Genomic DNA, 16,070 nt, shown 5'->3' with positions numbered 1-16,070 from the left:
GGGATTGCCAATTCGACGGTGAGGTCGTAGGACACCAGCATTGAGCCGTCGGAATTTGGAATGATCGAATAGGTCCCTTCCTGCTTCTTCAGAACGCTTCCCTCGTTGAGCCACCAACTGACCGAATCATTGCCGTTCCATTCGTAGCGAAGAACGAACGTGTCCTGGATCGGCCCAGATGAGAAGTGGAATCGGGCCACCTTGGGGCGCCCATCCGCAAAGGTCTCTAGGACGTCGATCGATTCCACGCCTTCGCTCCAGCTCGGATACTGAGCCAGATCGGCGATGACACCCATGATGGCGGATGCCTGCGCGTTGATCGAAATCTCACCGTGGGTTCGATCTGCCATGGAGTGTTCACCTGTCCTTGTCGGTGCGGTCCCCTGACACTAACGCGTCCACGTCCACCACGAACGGCCGACGAGTTGCTCGGAAGTGCCCCACGTTGATGCATTCGGTTCGACCGATCCGGTACCTCGCCGCTTGCGGCTGGTGCACGTGACCAAAAACGGCGTACTGCGGTTGGGTCTCGCGAATCAACTTCAACAATGCCGTGCTGCCGACTTCCAGCCGGTTTGCAATCACGTCGTAGGTCAAGTCCGGAATTGCTGGCGGGATATGCGAGAAAAGCACGTCAACTGGGCCCACGGCTGACACCAGCGCGTCAAACTCCTCAACGGCGACCTCGTTCGGCGTACGGTAAGCAGACGGTAGGCCTCCCCCGACGAATCCGAGCCGCAAGCCATCAATCGTCGCGGACTCGCCATTGAGGACACGGTGGCCCGGCCGCAAGTACTTGCCCCACAAGTCAGGCAGATCAACGTTGCCGTACGTCAGCAAGGCGGGGGCGGGCATGTCGTTGAAAATCTGCCGATACTGCCTGTCGATAATCTCGGAAAAGACCGTCATCCGCAGGCCAGGATCATCGCGGCCGTACATCCGTTCCCAGGCGCTCGCCGTGAGCGCACGCGCCTCGCTGAATCGCTTGGCAAGCCGCAGCTCGATGTAATCGGCGGTCAGTTCGCGGCCGAACACCTCGGAGAATGCGCCCTCCGACGGGTCTTGGTAGTCCAGATACAGCAGCAAGTCTCCAAGGCAGACGAACACGTCGGCTCCGCTGGCGGCATCCGCGAGTTCGCGGCTGGCCCCATGAACGTCACTGACCACGTGCAGCCTCATCGCGGGCAGCCTACCGAGCGGCCGCGTTGGACCGCGTGGGCGATTACTGCTGGTCGGTGGGCGGTGCGGTGTGCAGTGCGGCGGCTGAGCCGACCTCGCGGTTGCCTTCGAGCTCATCCTTGAGCGCCCACACGATGTGCTTCCACGCCTTTGCCCGACGGACGCGGACGCGGGCTGCCTTGCGATTGCCGGCCATTGTGTTGTCAAACGGGTCAGGCTCGGTCGTCGAACCGGACTTGGTCGGTACGACGCGCAAGTAGTAGTGCAGCGTCGTACCGTCTCCTACCGGTTCCAGCCAGATCTCCATCGAGCCCACGAACGCGCCTGTGATCGACCAGCGAATCCCCGCAACACCGCGATCCATGAACACTGACAACTCGACGTCGGGGAACCACTCCTGCCAGCGTGCGGGATCGGCGACCACACCACTTACAGCCGTCGGCGCGGCAGCGATGAACGTCTCGTCGACGAGGTCAACTCCAACCATCATTCGCCCCCTTCATCCGCAGTCAGGGTATGGGCGCTGCAGGAACGTGGCGAGCCAGGAGTGCCACCAGCTCGTCGCCAAAACGTGAAGAGCTCTTGGGTCCGTTTGCCGTGACGACCTTGCCGTCAACCGTCACGCCCGGCCCGGTGTAGACGGCGCCGTGCTGGCGCAACGTCTCGGCCTCGGTCCCCGCGACGGTCGCTCTTACCCCTTCCAGCACGCCCGCGTTGGCCAGGATGACCGGAGCGAGACAAATGGCACCGAGGACGAGATTCTTTGTCACAGCCTCCTGCGCAATACGGTGTGCCTGGCGGTCGCCGTACAACAGCTTCGAGCCGCCACCGCCAACGAACACGACCGCTAAGAAGTCATCCGTGCGGACCTGATCCAGTGTCATGACGGACTCGACGTTCCCGCCGCGTGAACCTGGGCACACCGCGGCCACGGTGCTCGCGACGACCGACTCGTAGCCGGCAGCCTCGATGACACTGCGGGTGTCGAAAAGTTCCTCGTCCCGAAAGCGCTCAGGTGGCACTACGAAAAGGACCGTCGCCATGTTGCGAGCCTACCCGCGCGGCGGAGGATCCCCCAGGGAATGCGCCCACGCGTAGATCGACCCGTCAAAATCAGCTTCTCCCGAACCAACCTCGCTGGCTGCTTGCTCGCTTCACCGCGCATCCACGTGCGTCTGTTGGACATGATTCGACGGCGCGGATAGCTGTCGCGGGGTCAAGGCACCGCGGCCCTCTTGGACGCATCTGGCGGCAATACGGCTGAAGGGAGCGCTGGTGGCGATCACGCTACTGGTTGTTGATGAGCACGAGCTCATCCGTGGCGGCCTGCGGCGAGCATTTGAAGGCGAGGGCGACTGCGACGTGATCGGCGAGGCCGCCACGATTGCCGAGGCAACCCGCCTCATGACCCTGCTCAGCCCGCAGATCATCGTGCTGGAAGCCCAATTGCCGGACGGAAGTGGCATCGAGGCGGGCCGCAAGCTCCGCTCCCAGGTGCCCGACCTCGGCATCGTGATTCTGACCGGAAAGTCCAACGACGAGCGCCTGTTTCAAGCACTCGACGCGGGCGCAAGCGCCTTCGTCACCAAATCCTCGCCGGTCGATGATGTCGTTGCCGCCGTCAGACATGCCGCCGTCTCACCACACACGTTTACCGCTAGCGATTTGCCGGAGGCGATGAAGCGTCGAATGTCTCCTTCCGGCCCACAACTGAGCCCACGGGAACGCGAGGTGCTTCAGCTACTCGCCGACGGCTTGAGCGTGGCTCAGATATCTCGAGACCTGTTCATCAGCGAATCCACGACGAAGACCCACATCTCCAAGCTCTACGAGAAGTTGGGCGCCGGCAACCGGGCCCAAGCACTGATGTCCGCTCTTCGGCTTGGGTTGCTGCGGCAATCTGCCGATCAAGACTAAATGTCCGCCAACGCCAACGCCGCCGCGGCGACTTGGCGCCGACCCGTGCTGCTCGCGTTCGTCTGTGTCGCGGCGGGCGCGCTGGCCACGACCGCCGGCCCGTTACGAGATGTCGATGTCTTCTGGCACGTCCGACTGGGCGGTGAGTTGCTGAATGGAACCTCGATCTACGACGTCGGCCGTGACTGGTCGTACGCCCCCGTCGACAACGCTTGGGTGTCAACGCAGTGGATCGTCGAGGTCGTCTTCTCGTGGCTGAACTCGCTGTGGGGATGGAACGGGCTCGTGGCCTTCCGGGCAGCGACCACCGCTGCCACGTTCGCAACGATCGCCTGGGTGGTCTTCCCGCGCACGGCACGCCCAACTCAGACCAACCGAATGTGGGCTGGACTCGTCACCGCATGCCTGGGCATCTTTACGGTCATCCTTTTCGCACAGGAACGGCCACAACAGGTCTCATTCATACTGCTGCCCCTGGTCGGGCTGTGGTGGCTCCAGGCGGTCCGCGACGGGAAGGTCCCTCGCTGGTGGATGCTGCTGCTCCTGACGGCGGTGTGGGCAAACTGCCACGGCCTTTGGGTCATGCTTCCGTTTGCGCTTGGCTTGGCATTCGTCGGCCGATGGCTCGACGGTGGCCGCCGCGACGCATCCCTCAAACCGCTGGCGATCGCCGTCGTCGCCAGCCTTGCCGGTGGGTGCGTGTCACCGGTAGGTCCACTGAACCTCCTGAGCCCGGTCAGATTCGCTGGCACCACAAGTCAGATCAGCGAGTGGGAACCGACCAGCATGGTGGCGATCTCGAGTCTGGGCTTGACGGTGATGCTTGTCCTCTTCGCCGCCGCCTGGGCCCGCGGCCGCCTCCGACCGAAGCGCTCGGAGGTCCTGTTCGTCATCTTCATGGTCATCTTCGGCACAGCGGCCGGTCGTAACGTCACGCCGGCGGTGCTATTGCTGTCGGCGGCGTTGGCGTGGCGCCTCAGCACCGCCTGGTCTGGCCCCAACCGCCGCAGGCCCGCCGAAGGCCTCCTGGGCGCCTCCGGCCCGGTCGCCGTAGCGGTGATTGTGGTGGGCTTGACTGCAACTGCGATGATGGTTATCCGAACGGTTGCGATTCCACCAGATTCACGACCGGTCGGGCTGGTGATGCGGATCGCAGAGACACAAGGTTCACAGCGAGTGCTCAATGGGTATGACATCAGTGGACTCGTGCTTTGGTACGCACGACCAGCAGTCAGCAGGTCCGTTGTACAAGTAGGAATAGATGGGCGCGCCGATCGGTACGGGGCGACGTACATCGACCAATATCTGTCCATGGAACGGGGACGTCCCGGCTGGGAGGAAACCGTGCAGGAGCTGCGTCCCACAGTGGCGCTACTACCAGAGAAGGATGCGTTGGTTCCGTTGCTGCAAGCACATGGGTGGCACACCTCCGACACCGAAGCCGAGTACGTCCTTCTGACTCCGCCCGAAGGAGCCGGATGAGCACCGCGCGGTACCCACAACTTGGGCGTTATGCGACCATCCGTCGCCTCACTGACTGGTGGGACTCGCCACGTTCGGCGTCGTGGCGCGGAAAGCCCGGGTTGATCACCACCTACGTTCTCAGCCGAATCTTCTTGGTCCTCGTCCCGCTGGGGTTCTTCCCCTACTCGGGCGGCAAGCTCATGGCCAACGACGTCGTCCTCTATAACTCGTGGGCGCAAGTCATCATGTCCGGTCACTACCCGGTCAACGACCCGATGTGGCAGTACCCACCGTTGGCGGGCTTCGTTTTTGCCATCGGTTCGGCAATCACCAGCCACCCGACCGCTGGCTTCATCATTCTGGCCCTCTTAGCCGACTTGCTCATCTTCGTCACGTTGCTGCGCCGTGGATTGGCGGTCGGACGCCTCGCCGGCGCATGGACGTACACGATCGCGGGTCTGGTCATCGGCCCAGTCATGCTGAGCCGATTCGACATCTTCCCGACGGTCCTGGCGGTCTTCGCGCTGCTGATGCTCGCCAAGCCTGTGCGCAGCGGCATCCTGCTGGGTTTCGGCACGCTGCTGAAGGTCTGGCCGGCATTCCTGATCGTCGCGCATCCCCGCCGAGCCCTGCCCAAGGTTGCCGCCGCAATGATCGCCACGGTCGTCGCCGGCATGAGTTTGCTGTCCCTGTGGGGCCCGGGGTTCCTCACGTTCCTGAAGGAGCAAGGCGACCGGGGACTGCAGATCGAGTCGGTGGGAGGAGTCGTCTATGTGATTGGGCAGTACCTCGGCCTCGACGTTGAGACGGTGTTCCGCTATGGATCGATGGAGATCAATGCCACCGGTGCCGGGTTCATCGCATCCTTCGTGACGATCGCAGGATTCGTGACTCTCGGCGCCATCGCCTACGCCCGCCTGCGTGGCCGGTTGGAGCATGTTGCCGGACCGGATGTCGCCCTTGCTGTGATCCTGGTGTCAATCGCGTCAAGTCGCGTGTTCTCTCCGCAATACATGGTCTGGGTCGCCGGTATCGCAGGCGTTTGCATGCTCAGCAGCCACACCCGGATGAAGCCGATCATCTGGCTGCTGATGCTCGTGGCCCTGTTCGGCCAGCTCGTGTACCCGTTCACCTACGGAAACATGATGACCGGCGGCTGGTATGGAGTGCTCTTCCAGGCCCTGCGCATTGGCCTGCTGATGGTGGCTACGGCTTGGGCGGTCGTTCGGGTGATGCGTCCGGTTCGCGCTGCCGAATCCGGTGCCAGCGACGACCACGTTGCGGCACAGCGCCGTGAGAGTGACTTCGCCTGAAGCCGCCGAGCGCGGCACCTACTCCGCGTCGGGGTTTCGACCGTCTAACAGGTCCGTCAACCGGCCGGCGATCAGCGGCCAGCTCCAAGTCCTCTCCACCCACGCCCGACCGGCCCTGCCCATCTGCGCTGCGCGTTCGGGGTTCTGCAGAAGCTCGATGAGCCGACTCGATACGGCCGTTGAGGAACCACCAGGCACGACGTATCCGGTCTCTCCAGCCAGAACCGCATCTGGAGCTCCACCGGAATCACCGGCGATCACCGGCAGACCGGTTGCGCTGGCTTCCAGGTAGACAATGCCGAGACCCTCAACATCCAGCCCACGGTTGCGGGTACGGCACGGCATCGCAAAGACGTCACCCGCGGCGTAGTGCGCGGGCAACTGGTCAAACGGAACCGAGCCGGTGATGACGACACTGTCGGCGAGCCCACGCTCGGCAACCAGCTTCTCCAGGTCTGCGCGGTAGGGCCCACCACCCACGATCAGCAACGCGGCCCCCGGGACGGCTCGCGCGACCTCGGGTAACGCGTCGATCAGGGTGTCCTGGCCCTTACGCGGCATCAGCCGAGAGACACAGACGACGACAGGCCTGCCGGCCAGGCCGAGCCGCTCACGCACGAGTGCACCTTCCTGCGCGTTGACCGGCGAAAACGTCTGGTCATCGACGCCCGGGACCAGTCGACGCATCCGTGAGGCCGCGGCGGGACTCAGCGCACGCGCAATCCGCGAGCGCGTGTACTCCCCCAAATAGGTGATCGTGTCAGTCGCATCACCGATTCGGTGCAGTGCCTGTTTGGCGCCTGGGGTCACCGCCCAGGCGGCCTCATGCCCGTGGGTGATGCCGACCAGGCGCTCAACGCCGGACTTCCGCAGTGACCCGGCTAACAGGCCAAGTGGCGCTGTGGCACCAAACAGCACCCGGGTACAACCTTCGGCAGCGGCAATTTGCTTGGAGCGGCGAAGGACCGATGGTTCCGGCAACATCAATGAAGTGCCATGCCGAACGACGGGGAATGGTTGTTGGGCATCGAACTGAGCCGCACCCTTCCACTTTGGCGCGTACACCACGATCGAACCCTCAGGCTGTCGCAGAACCAACCCGTGGACAAAGGACTGAATCCCGCCGGAACGAGGAGGAAAGTCATTCGTAATGACGAGGGTTCTGTCGGTCACCCGGCCATCTTGCCCGACTCGTCGGCAACCAGTCGCAGCGGCGGAACCAGCCCCGACTCAGCCAGCAGACCAATCACCCGACGTTCCTCGGACACAAGCTGACCATCCTCGGGGCCACCTAGGAGCACGCTGACGACACAGTCGTTGCAGGCATCTCCGGCGACTACGCAGGTCCCGCAGTCAATCAACATCTTGGATCTCCCTTGCCTTGAACCCCGGAGCACCGGTCGAGTCCGGGCTTGCAGTTCGAAAGCTATGAGTCCCCTCCGACAATTCCGTCGGCGATCAAGTCGGCAACGCGCTGTGGATCCAGGCCGGCCTCGGCCAGAACCTGTACGTTGTGCTCGCCTAGCTTCGGCGCAGTCAACCCCTTGTCCCCCTCGGCGGCCCAGGGAACCGACCGAATGACGGGCACGTGAGTTCCGTCCCGGAAGGCCGCACTGGTGACTGTTGCGCGGTCGAGGAAGTGCGGCTCAGCAAGTGCCTCCTCGACGGTCAAGACCGGTCCGACGCAGGTGTCCTCGCCCGCGAGCAGGTCCATCCATTCCGCGCGCGATCGGGACTTGAACGCCGCGGCCAGTTCCTGCCGAAGCTGCTCCTGATTCGCGATGTCGTACTGCTGATCGGCCAGCTCGGGTTTACCCATGAGGTCGACCATGCGGGCGAAGAATTTGGCTTCGAGACCGCCCACCGTCAGCCACTTGCGGTCGGCACACTCGTAGACGCCGTAGCAGGCGAGCGAGCCCGTCAACAGGTCCGGCACGGCCGGGGGCTGGCCAGTTCCGGCGAGAGTGGCGACCGCCAGCGGAAGCATCGAGGCAACGGAATCTGTCATCGCCACGTCGGCCCGGAAGTCCCGCCCCTGCTTTTCCGCCACCCGGAGACCGGACAGCACGGCCAACGCAGCGTGCAGACCGGCCCCGAGGTCAGCGCTTTGCAAACTCGGCAGCGTCGGCGCGCCGTTGGAATCGACCACCAATCCCAGCGCGCCGGCGTAGCCCGATGAGTTCAAGTCATGCGCTGGACGGGTCGTATATGGCCCGGTCGATCCAAACGCGTTGATGGACACATGCACCAATTTGGGGTTGGCAGCCAGCAGCGCCGTCGTTGACAACCCGAGGCGATCGAGCACACCGGGCCGGAACGAGTCGATGAGCACCTGGGCGTCGGCGACGAGAGCGAGCAGCAGGTCACGGCCTTGGTCGGCCTTCAGATCGAGACTCAGGGAGCGCTTGCCCCGGTTCAGCACCATATGCGCGGCCGCTTCACCGCCATGTCCCGAGCCGAGCAGGTGACGGATTCCGTCCCCACCTTCGATTTGCTCCACCTTGACGACGTCGGCACCGAGTCCAGCCAGCAGCAGCGTCGCGAAATTCCCGGGCAACAGCCGGGTCAGGTCGAGGATCCGGACACCTGCCAGCGGCGATCGCGCATCCGGCGAAGTGGCCGGCTGCGCCGGAGTGGGGCTGGTCACGGCTGAGCCCGCGGAACTGTCTCGACCGAGTCCTTGGCACCGCACCAGCGGCACGTCACCGACTCGACTGTTTCGCGCAGGACAGTGCGTTCGTCGATCACCGGCTCTCCGGCGAGGTCGGCATGCCAGTACTCGTTGGAGCGCACGGTTCGGACAACGTCGAAGCGGGTGAGGTTGCCGCAAGCAGCGCAGCGCCACCGGGAATTGGTATCAGGAAGTTCTGTCACAGCTGGTCATCCTGCCGCCTGTTGTGAGGCCGCGATCCACCGGTCCAGCAACTCGCTGCACGCACCTGAATCGATGGCCTCATAGGCACGCGGGAGTGCCGCCGCAATGTGCTGTTCACAAGTGCCCGACGCAGGCTCGGACCCGGTCGCGGCATCCCAACTGACCAGGGCTCCGGCCGCGTTGAGGGCAACCGCATCGCGAACCGCGGCGAGGTTCCCGCTCGTGTCTCCGGCAAAGACGCTGGTCATGACCTTGGCATTCATGGCTGCGTCACCGCCTCGAAGCGCTCCCGGTTGGGCCTTGGTCACCCCGAGACCCGCCAAGGTGATCGACCCGTGCTCAACCTGGGGTGTGCGGACGTCCCACACTTCCGTGGAATCGAAGACCGTCACCTCATCGAGGCCGTCGACACCACGAACGACCATGCCGACGGTGCCCCGATTGGCGAGCACTCCGGCCATCACCGGCGCGAGTCGCTCGTTCGCGCAGCCGACGAACTGCGCGATCGGTCGAGCCGGATTGGCCAACGGTCCGAGGATGTTGAATACCGTCGGCACGCCAATCTCGCTGCGGGTGGGACCAACGAACCGAAACGCCGGGTGGAATGCCCGCGCAAAGACAAAGCCGATCCCGACCTCGTCAACGCACCGGACCACACCCTCGGCAGGAAGCTCGATGGCCACGCCTACGGCCTCAAGGAGATCTGCTGAACCACATTGCGAACTTGCAGCGCGGTTGCCGTGCTTGACGACGCGCGCTCCAGCGGCGGCCGCCACGACCGAAGACATCGTGGAGATATTGACCGTGTCGGCCTGGTCACCGCCGGTACCAACCACGTCCAGGGTCGGCTCATCAATCTCCAACGGGATGGCTTCATCGAGCATCGCGGATACCAGACCACCGACCTCAGCGGCGGTCTCCCCTTTGGCGCGCAGCGCGACCGCGAAGGCGGCAATCTGCGCCGGAGTCGCCTGACCCGCCATGATCTCGGTCATTGCCCAGTTCGTCTGACCAGCGTCCAGGTCGTGGTCGGCCAGCAACTGGGCTATCAGCTCTGGCCAGGTTTCACTACTCATGCGCCAACGGCACCGGCTGCTACCCGACCCCTCAGTAGTGATCCGACTGCTTCGGCAAGCTGCATCGCGTCCAGCGGGTGCGACACGACGGCGTCGGCGCGCGACCAGGTTGCCAACCAGGCATCTTGCGGCCTGCCGATCAAGACCAGGATCGGCGGGCACTTGTAGATCTCGTCCTTGAGCTGGCGAGCGATCCCCATCCCGCCGGCTGGCACAGCCTCGCCGTCGAGGATCGCCAGATCGACGCCGCCAGCATCCATCTGCCGGATGACCGAGGGTTCGGTCGCGCACTGAACGTAATCAACCCGAGGCAACTCGGGTGACGGTCGCGGACCCAAAGCCGTGAGTACCTCCGCACGGGTATTGGCGTCGTCGCTGTAGACCAGTACCCGCAGGGTCGGTCCGGCATTCGCGCTCATCATGCTCCTCGTCAGGCATTGGATCGGTGGTCGCAGGCTCGATGCTACTGGCCCGGCTCCGGGGTTGCGTGGGCATCCACCCGCCGACGGCTGGACAAATCAGCCTTCGTCGCGACACGCCCTAGTCTCTCGGTTTGGGGGGTCAAGCGGTATCCGGACTCATTACCTGCAAGAATCCGCGCCGTGGCGACTGTTACCGCTGAAGAGACGCGAGCACGTGTACCTGTGAACCGACCGAACATGGTCGCGATCGGAACAATCATCTGGCTTTCGAGCGAGTTGATGTTCTTCGCAGCCCTGTTCGCGATGTACTTCACGCTGCGTTCGGTCAACCCTGGAATCTGGGCTGAACAGACCGAGTTGCTCAATGTCCCCTTCGCCGCCTTCAACACCACGATCCTGGTTCTGAGCTCGGTGACCTGCCAGTTGGGAGTGTTCGCGGCTGAGCGCGGCGACCGCCGCAAGCTGCGAATGTGGTTCATCATCACGTTCCTGATGGGTGCCTTCTTCATCGGCGGGCAGGTCAAGGAGTACACCGAATTGATGGCCGAGGGCCTGACGCTGTCGTCGTCGCCCTACGGATCAGTCTTCTACCTAACGACCGGCTTTCACGGAATGCACGTCCTTGGTGGCTTGATCGCCTTCCTGTTCGTGTTGGCGCGTACTTACGTCACTAAACGCTTCACCCACGAGCAGGCAACAACGGCCATCGTTGTGTCTTACTACTGGCACTTCGTCGATGTTGTCTGGATTGCCCTCTTCGCTACCATCTACATCCTCAAGTGACCACACCCATGGCCATTTACCAGCACGAGATCGGGGCGCACCGGTGAACACTCTGACGGCAACTCGCAGGCATCGCGCCGCAGCGCCAATTCTGGTCCTGCTCGCCCTTGCCCTCGTGGGCGTCATTTACGCAGCGGTGGGCTCAGCTACCTCCGCGCAGGCCGCTGGCGACCAAAAAGCCCTCGATGCCCAAATCGCCGCGGGCCAGAAGCTCTTCGTCGAGGGGTGTTCAAGTTGTCACGGCCTCGCGGCCCAGGGTGGCCCCGCAGCACCGACTCTGATCGGTGTCGGCTCCGCAGCCGTGGACTTCCAGATTTCCACCGGTCGGATGCCACTGGCCGCTCCGCAAGCACAGGCGCCGAGCAAGCAGGTCATCTACTCCGACGAAGAAACCGCCGCAATTGCCGCCTACATCGGCTCACTGGCGCCAGGCCCGCAGATCCCGACTGCGGAGCAACTCAACTATGAGGGTGCCAACCTCGCCGAGGGTGGCGAATTGTTCCGTACCAACTGCTCGCAGTGCCACAACTTCGCCGGCGCTGGTGGGGCACTGTCCAACGGCGCCTATGGACCGAACCTGCGCGACGCGACGCCCAAGCAAATCTACGAAGCCATGCTCACCGGACCCGAGAACATGCCGGTGTTCAGCAACGACACCCTCACGACTGAGAACAAGCAGGCCATCATCAAGTACATCCAGAACATGAAGACGGAGACCAGCTATGGCGGGTGGTCAGTAGGCCGCCTCGGCCCAGTCTCTGAGGGCCTCGTTGCCTGGCTGGTTGCACTTGGTGGGCTCATTGCCGTGGCTGTGTGGATTGGAGCGAAGGTTCGATGAGCGACACCCCATCCGACAACACGACGCTGGATACCGAAGCGGCGGCGGCCGCTGGCGACCAGGTAGTACTCCCAGACCACCACCCTCGGCGCACCGACTTTGATCCACGGGCCGCCAAGCGCGCGGAGCGCCAAATCTCCATGATGTTCGGGCTTTCAGCTGTCTTCACGATCCTCTTCGTCGTCGCATTCGTGATGATCCCGACCGACCAGTCTGTCCGCGTCCCCTTCCTGGGTCCCCTCGGTGCCAGCAACGTCGCGCTCGGCGTGACTTTCGGCCTGGCAACGTTCCTCATCGGCGCCGGAATGATCCAGTGGGCCAAGAAGCTCATGGCCGACAAGGAGGTCGTGCAGCAACGTCACTCGCTGCGGTCCTCCGACGAGGGTCGAGAAGGCGCCATTGCGGAGTTCGAGGCCGGCGTCGCCGATTCTGGCTTTGCCAGCCGCCGCATCCTGCGCCGTTCCCTACTCGGCGCGATGGCGCTCTTCCCGATCCCGCTGGTCGTCATGTTGCGCGATCTCGGCCCGCTGCCGGAGGACAAGCTCGCGACGACCATGTGGCGACCGGGAATGCGGGTTGTCCTCGACATCACCGGAGCGCCCATCCGTCCGTCGGATATTCCGGTCGGCGGCATCGTTTCGGCCATGCCGGACGGCCTGCCCGCCGTTCAGCAAGCGGCTGGAACCCAGAATGAGCGGGCCAAGGCAGTCGTGCTGCTGGTCCGAATGAACCCAGACGAGATCCTCTCCCAGCAAGGTGGAACAGACGCTGAACCTTGGGATTACCAGGGCATCATGTGCTTCTCCAAGATCTGCACCCACGTCGGTTGCCCCATCGCCCTCTACGAACAGCGCACTCACCATTTGCTCTGCCCGTGCCACCAGTCGACCTTCGACTTGGCGGACTCGGCGAATGTGGTCTTCGGACCAGCTGCGCGGTCCTTGCCACAACTGCCAATCAAGCTTGATCTGGAGGGCTATATAGTCGCCCAGGACGGCTTCAACCAGCCAGTCGGCCCGAGTTACTGGGAGCGTGCATGAGTGCAGTAATGGATCGCGCTGGCGAGGCCGTCAACAATCTCGATGAGCGACTGACGATAGGAAACTGGGCCAAGCGAAACCTGCGCAAGGTCTTCCCGGATCACTGGACATTCATGTTCGGCGAGATGGCCCTCTACAGCTTCATCATTCTGCTGCTTTCCGGCATCTACCTGTCGTTGTGGTTCAAGCCTTCGATGACCGAGGTCATCTACAACGGCTCCTACGTCCCGCTTAAGGGCCTGGCAATGTCCGAGGCCTACAAGACGAGCCTGGACATTTCGTTTGACGTCCGCGGCGGGCTACTCCTTCGCCAGATCCATCACTGGTCGGCGATGGTCTTCATCGCTGCGATGTCGATCCACGTTATGCGCGTGTTCTTCACGGGCGCATTCCGCAAGCCCCGCGAGATCAACTGGAGCATTGGCGTCCTGCTGCTCACACTCGGCTTCGTCGAGGGTTTCGCCGGTTACTCCCTGCCCGACGACCTGCTCTCCGGAACGGGTCTACGCATCGCGCAGGGCATCATGCTCTCGATCCCGGTCGTCGGAAGCTACGTCTCCTTCTTCGCATTCGGTGGCGAGTTCCCCGGCGACATCTTCATATCCCGGCTTTACGGCATTCACATACTTCTGCTGCCAGGAATAATCCTGGCACTCATCACGGCGCACATGCTCATCGTCTGGTACCAGAAGCACACCCAGTACCCAGGCAAGGGCAAGACCAACGACAACGTGGTCGGCTACCCCTTCATGCCGGTCTACATGGCCAAGGCGGGTGGCTTCTTCTTCGTCGTCTTCGGTGTCGTCGTGGCTGTTTCCGGACTGGTAACCATCAACCCGATTTGGGCATACGGGCCATACGTTCCCGACCAGATCACGGCTGGTTCGCAACCCGACTGGTACATGGGTTGGCTGGAAGGTGCCCTGCGCGCCATGCCCAACTGGGAGACCGTGCTCTGGGGCCACACCATCAGTTGGAACGTCCTGATACCCGGCGCCTTGGTGCTTGGCATCATTCTGACCTTAATGGCCCTTTATCCATTCATTGAGGCCAAGGCGACCGGCGACAAGCGCGAGCACCACCTGCTGGACCGCCCGCGCAACGCTCCGACCCGGACCGCGCTCGGTGCCATGGCGCTTTCGTTCTACCTCATGCTGCTGATCGGCGGCGGCAACGACGTCATCGCCCACGCATTCGACCTCTCGATCAACGCAATCACTTGGTTCATTCGAATAGGCATTTTCATAATCCCCGCACTGGTATTTGTCGTCACCAAGCGAACCTGCCTGAGCCTGCAACACCGTGACCGCGAGAAGTTGCTCCATGGCCGCGAGACCGGCAGCATCATGCGGCTACCCACCGGCGAGTTCACCGAAATCCATGCCCCGGTCAATGCCAACGAGAAGGCGGTGATCCTGTCCAAGGTGGACATCGCTCCCCTCCCCTGGCCGGAAAAGACAGACGAGAATGGCGTCAAGCAGCCTGGCTACGCCAGCGCAAAGCGAACCGCACGACTGTCGCACTGGTTCTTCCAGGACAACGTTCCCAGGCCAACACAGGAGGAGATCGCAGCTGCGGAGGCTCACATCCTCCATGGGGCGGCCGAAGGTCAAGCGATCATTGAGCACCACGAACAGCTCGAACCCGAAGGTGGCGTCATGCACGATCCGAGCGCAGAGCCGGTCAACAAGTAGTCGAAGCGCGCAGCGACCACTCGGATTCAGCGAAGCGAGGGCCTCATCCGGAATCATCCGGGTGAGGCCCTCGCTTCGTTTTCGGGCGCGCGGCCCGCGTTTTCAGGCGTGCCGTCCGTTTCTGGACTTAGGCGGCCGCGCTGCTGGCCCCGTCTGGCCCAATGGTCTGTGGACCGGTCTCGGAGCGAGCCAGCCACTTGTCCCACGAGACGTTCCACTGGGTGATTCCGTTGCCGAGGTCCTGCTGCCGACCGGTGTTCTTGACCACCACGACGTCACCAACCTTGGCGTAATCGAATAGCCAGGACGCGTTGGTCGTGCTCATACCAACGCAGCCGTGGCTGGTGTTGGCGTAGCCCTGGGAGCCTTCGGACCACGGTGCTGCGTGCAGGTACTCCCCGCTCGGCGTGATGCGCATGGAGTAGTTGACTGTCAGCCGGTAGTACTCCGAGCTTCCCTGCGGCGTGCCACCGGAGGCGGCGTCCATGACGACGGTGCCTTCCTTGGCCATGATCGGGACGATTCCAGATCGAGTCTCGAAGCCCGACTTGCCAGTCGTCACCGGAATCTTGCGGACGAGTTTGCCGTCTCGGACGACCCGGAGCTGGTGAGTGGCCGCATTGACGGTCAGAATCGTCGCTGAGCCGGTGCTGAAGCCTCCGTTAAGGTCGTTAGTACCGAAAGTGCCCGGACTGAGCTCTACGCCCTTCAGCGGGGCCTCAATCGATACCTTGGTCTTGGCTGGCCAGTACGTCTCCGGTCGGAACGTGACAGCCGTTCGATCCTTGTCCCAACTCCAAGCACCGACCACGGTGTTACTTGCGGTGATGCGCAGGCGCTTTTCGACTTCCGCTCGGTTCTTGACCGGGCTGCTGAACTCGATTCGCCCGGGCATGCCGACACCGACCGTCGCACCATTGCTGAAGTATGCGAACTGAGCGGTCACTAGTTGGTCAGGATTGACGGTCTTGAAGCTCTCCGAATACAAAGTCGGTTTCCCGGAATTGCCTTCAGCCTCCGCCTTCACGGCATACCGGGTGCCGTACTTCAGCGAGTCTGCATTCGATGTCCACACTGTCTGTTCGGCATTCATTGAGCCAACGAGTCGCTTGCCTGCCCCGGTCTTGACTGCGACATCGGTCAATTTGCCATGCTCGACCTTGACGGTGACCGGCTCGGACGCGGGCGCGGGTGCCCCCTGCGGCGCTGGCGAGACGGTGATGACGGGATCGGCACCGAGAGCGCCGCTGATAGCGCTGCATCCCGATACGGCCAACAGGCTGCCTACGCCGGCGCCGATGATGGCGACCGTGCGGCGCTTTGTTGATAAAGCCACGTGATGTACCCCACTGTTCGTCGTGGACGCCTCGGTTGGGGCGTCATGACCTCCGATGGAGGCCACGGGTTACTCGTTCCCGCTTTGGCCCAAAACATGCACGAAAGCGTGCGAGGTCACTATGGCGTCACCA

General features: G+C 63.1%; 18 protein-coding genes. 7 read left to right on the top strand and 11 right to left on the bottom strand.

All coding sequences use genetic code 11. The features are described from left to right. The 4 genes from KAZ48_02555 to KAZ48_02540 form a co-directional block, all read right to left on the bottom strand. A partial coding sequence (locus tag KAZ48_02555; GenBank protein ID MBP7971654.1) for an SRPBCC family protein occupies positions 1-350 on the bottom strand: 350 nt, incomplete at its 3' end. 7 nt (positions 351-357) lie between these two features. Next, positions 358-1,179 (bottom strand): metallophosphoesterase family protein, encoded by an 822-nt coding sequence (locus tag KAZ48_02550; protein MBP7971653.1) that lies wholly within the window; start codon positions 1,177-1,179, stop codon positions 358-360. Between the two features lie 43 nt (positions 1,180-1,222). Then, positions 1,223-1,669, bottom strand: coding sequence for a polyketide cyclase / dehydrase and lipid transport (locus KAZ48_02545; protein ID MBP7971652.1), 447 nt, complete (start codon positions 1,667-1,669; stop codon positions 1,223-1,225). 19 nt (positions 1,670-1,688) lie between these two features. After that, entirely contained in the window at positions 1,689-2,222 is a 534-nt protein-coding gene (locus KAZ48_02540; protein MBP7971651.1) for a DJ-1/PfpI family protein, read from the bottom strand. 232 nt (positions 2,223-2,454) lie between these two features. Between KAZ48_02540 and KAZ48_02535 the strand changes: the two genes are divergently transcribed. Genes KAZ48_02535 through KAZ48_02525 form a run of 3 tightly spaced genes read left to right on the top strand, consistent with a single transcriptional unit; the run spans position 2,455 to position 5,873 of the window. Further along, positions 2,455-3,096 carry a response regulator transcription factor gene (locus KAZ48_02535; protein ID MBP7971650.1) on the top strand — a complete coding sequence of 214 codons (642 nt, stop codon included), beginning with the start codon at positions 2,455-2,457 and terminating at the stop codon, positions 3,094-3,096. Then, positions 3,097-4,578: a hypothetical protein gene (locus KAZ48_02530; GenBank protein ID MBP7971649.1), complete on the top strand. Its 1,482-nt coding sequence runs from the start codon at positions 3,097-3,099 to the stop codon at positions 4,576-4,578. Further along, on the top strand, positions 4,575-5,873 hold the full coding sequence (locus KAZ48_02525) for a DUF2029 domain-containing protein (GenBank protein ID MBP7971648.1): 1,299 nt from the start codon (positions 4,575-4,577) through the stop codon (positions 5,871-5,873). Before KAZ48_02530 ends, KAZ48_02525 begins: the two co-directional genes overlap by 4 nt. A gap of 18 nt (positions 5,874-5,891) precedes the next feature. On the opposite strand, the gene KAZ48_02520 is transcribed toward KAZ48_02525, so the two are convergent. From KAZ48_02520 to KAZ48_02495, 6 genes are all read right to left on the bottom strand, one after another. After that, positions 5,892-7,046 (bottom strand): glycosyltransferase family 4 protein, encoded by a 1,155-nt coding sequence (locus KAZ48_02520; protein MBP7971647.1) that lies wholly within the window; start codon positions 7,044-7,046, stop codon positions 5,892-5,894. After that, positions 7,043-7,237: a hypothetical protein gene (locus tag KAZ48_02515; protein MBP7971646.1), complete on the bottom strand. Its 195-nt coding sequence runs from the start codon at positions 7,235-7,237 to the stop codon at positions 7,043-7,045. The genes KAZ48_02520 and KAZ48_02515 overlap by 4 nt, the downstream gene beginning before the upstream one ends. Before the next feature lie 62 nt (positions 7,238-7,299). Continuing rightward, a complete protein-coding gene (locus tag KAZ48_02510; protein MBP7971645.1) occupies positions 7,300-8,520 on the bottom strand; it encodes a CoA transferase in 1,221 nt (406 codons plus the stop codon). Next, on the bottom strand, positions 8,517-8,747 hold the full coding sequence (locus KAZ48_02505) for a hypothetical protein (GenBank protein MBP7971644.1): 231 nt from the start codon (positions 8,745-8,747) through the stop codon (positions 8,517-8,519). Before KAZ48_02505 ends, KAZ48_02510 begins: the two co-directional genes overlap by 4 nt. Positions 8,748-8,753: 6 nt before the next feature. Further along, the gene (gene trpD, locus KAZ48_02500) at positions 8,754-9,824 is read right to left on the bottom strand and encodes an anthranilate phosphoribosyltransferase (GenBank protein ID MBP7971643.1); all 1,071 of its coding nucleotides are present in this window, start codon (positions 9,822-9,824) and stop codon (positions 8,754-8,756) included. Then, a complete protein-coding gene (locus tag KAZ48_02495; protein MBP7971642.1) occupies positions 9,821-10,243 on the bottom strand; it encodes a response regulator transcription factor in 423 nt (140 codons plus the stop codon). The genes trpD and KAZ48_02495 overlap by 4 nt, the downstream gene beginning before the upstream one ends. Positions 10,244-10,417: 174 nt before the next feature. Between KAZ48_02495 and KAZ48_02490 the strand changes: the two genes are divergently transcribed. Genes KAZ48_02490 through KAZ48_02475 form a run of 4 tightly spaced genes read left to right on the top strand, consistent with a single transcriptional unit; the run spans position 10,418 to position 14,601 of the window. After that, on the top strand, positions 10,418-11,029 hold the full coding sequence (locus tag KAZ48_02490) for a heme-copper oxidase subunit III (protein ID MBP7971641.1): 612 nt from the start codon (positions 10,418-10,420) through the stop codon (positions 11,027-11,029). 43 nt (positions 11,030-11,072) lie between these two features. Then, the gene (locus KAZ48_02485; protein MBP7971640.1) at positions 11,073-11,867 is read left to right on the top strand and encodes a c-type cytochrome; all 795 of its coding nucleotides are present in this window, start codon (positions 11,073-11,075) and stop codon (positions 11,865-11,867) included. Continuing rightward, the gene (locus KAZ48_02480) at positions 11,864-12,907 is read left to right on the top strand and encodes a Rieske 2Fe-2S domain-containing protein (protein ID MBP7971639.1); all 1,044 of its coding nucleotides are present in this window, start codon (positions 11,864-11,866) and stop codon (positions 12,905-12,907) included. Before KAZ48_02485 ends, KAZ48_02480 begins: the two co-directional genes overlap by 4 nt. Then, positions 12,904-14,601 carry a ubiquinol-cytochrome c reductase cytochrome b subunit gene (locus tag KAZ48_02475; protein MBP7971638.1) on the top strand — a complete coding sequence of 566 codons (1,698 nt, stop codon included), beginning with the start codon at positions 12,904-12,906 and terminating at the stop codon, positions 14,599-14,601. The genes KAZ48_02480 and KAZ48_02475 overlap by 4 nt, the downstream gene beginning before the upstream one ends. Before the next feature lie 127 nt (positions 14,602-14,728). Here KAZ48_02475 and KAZ48_02470 read toward each other — a convergent pair whose 3' ends face one another. Next, positions 14,729-15,937, bottom strand: coding sequence for a L,D-transpeptidase family protein (locus tag KAZ48_02470; GenBank protein ID MBP7971637.1), 1,209 nt, complete (start codon positions 15,935-15,937; stop codon positions 14,729-14,731). Between the last annotated feature and the right edge of the window lie 133 nt (positions 15,938-16,070).

The sequence above is a fragment of the Candidatus Nanopelagicales bacterium genome, assembly GCA_018003655.1.
Classification (GTDB): Bacteria; Actinomycetota; Actinomycetes; order S36-B12; family UBA10799; genus JAGNDY01.
The sequence above is the reverse complement of the archived record's forward strand: the minus strand, read 5'-3'. Positions and strand labels throughout refer to the sequence as shown.

Excerpts from the sequence above, each read along its gene's own strand:
- KAZ48_02475 (MBP7971638.1), top strand. The coding sequence starts at position 12,904 with ATGAGTGCAGTAATGGATCGCGCTGGCGAGGCCGTCAACAATCTCGAT.
- KAZ48_02545 (MBP7971652.1), bottom strand. The coding sequence starts at position 1,669 with ATGATGGTTGGAGTTGACCTCGTCGACGAGACGTTCATCGCTGCCGCG.
- KAZ48_02525 (MBP7971648.1), top strand. The coding sequence starts at position 4,575 with ATGAGCACCGCGCGGTACCCACAACTTGGGCGTTATGCGACCATCCGT.
- KAZ48_02495 (MBP7971642.1), bottom strand. The coding sequence starts at position 10,243 with ATGAGCGCGAATGCCGGACCGACCCTGCGGGTACTGGTCTACAGCGAC.
- KAZ48_02550 (MBP7971653.1), bottom strand. The coding sequence starts at position 1,179 with ATGAGGCTGCACGTGGTCAGTGACGTTCATGGGGCCAGCCGCGAACTC.
- KAZ48_02480 (MBP7971639.1), top strand. The coding sequence starts at position 11,864 with ATGAGCGACACCCCATCCGACAACACGACGCTGGATACCGAAGCGGCG.
- KAZ48_02540 (MBP7971651.1), bottom strand. The coding sequence starts at position 2,222 with ATGGCGACGGTCCTTTTCGTAGTGCCACCTGAGCGCTTTCGGGACGAG.
- trpD (MBP7971643.1), bottom strand. The coding sequence starts at position 9,824 with ATGAGTAGTGAAACCTGGCCAGAGCTGATAGCCCAGTTGCTGGCCGAC.
- KAZ48_02515 (MBP7971646.1), bottom strand. The coding sequence starts at position 7,237 with ATGTTGATTGACTGCGGGACCTGCGTAGTCGCCGGAGATGCCTGCAAC.
- KAZ48_02530 (MBP7971649.1), top strand. The coding sequence starts at position 3,097 with ATGTCCGCCAACGCCAACGCCGCCGCGGCGACTTGGCGCCGACCCGTG.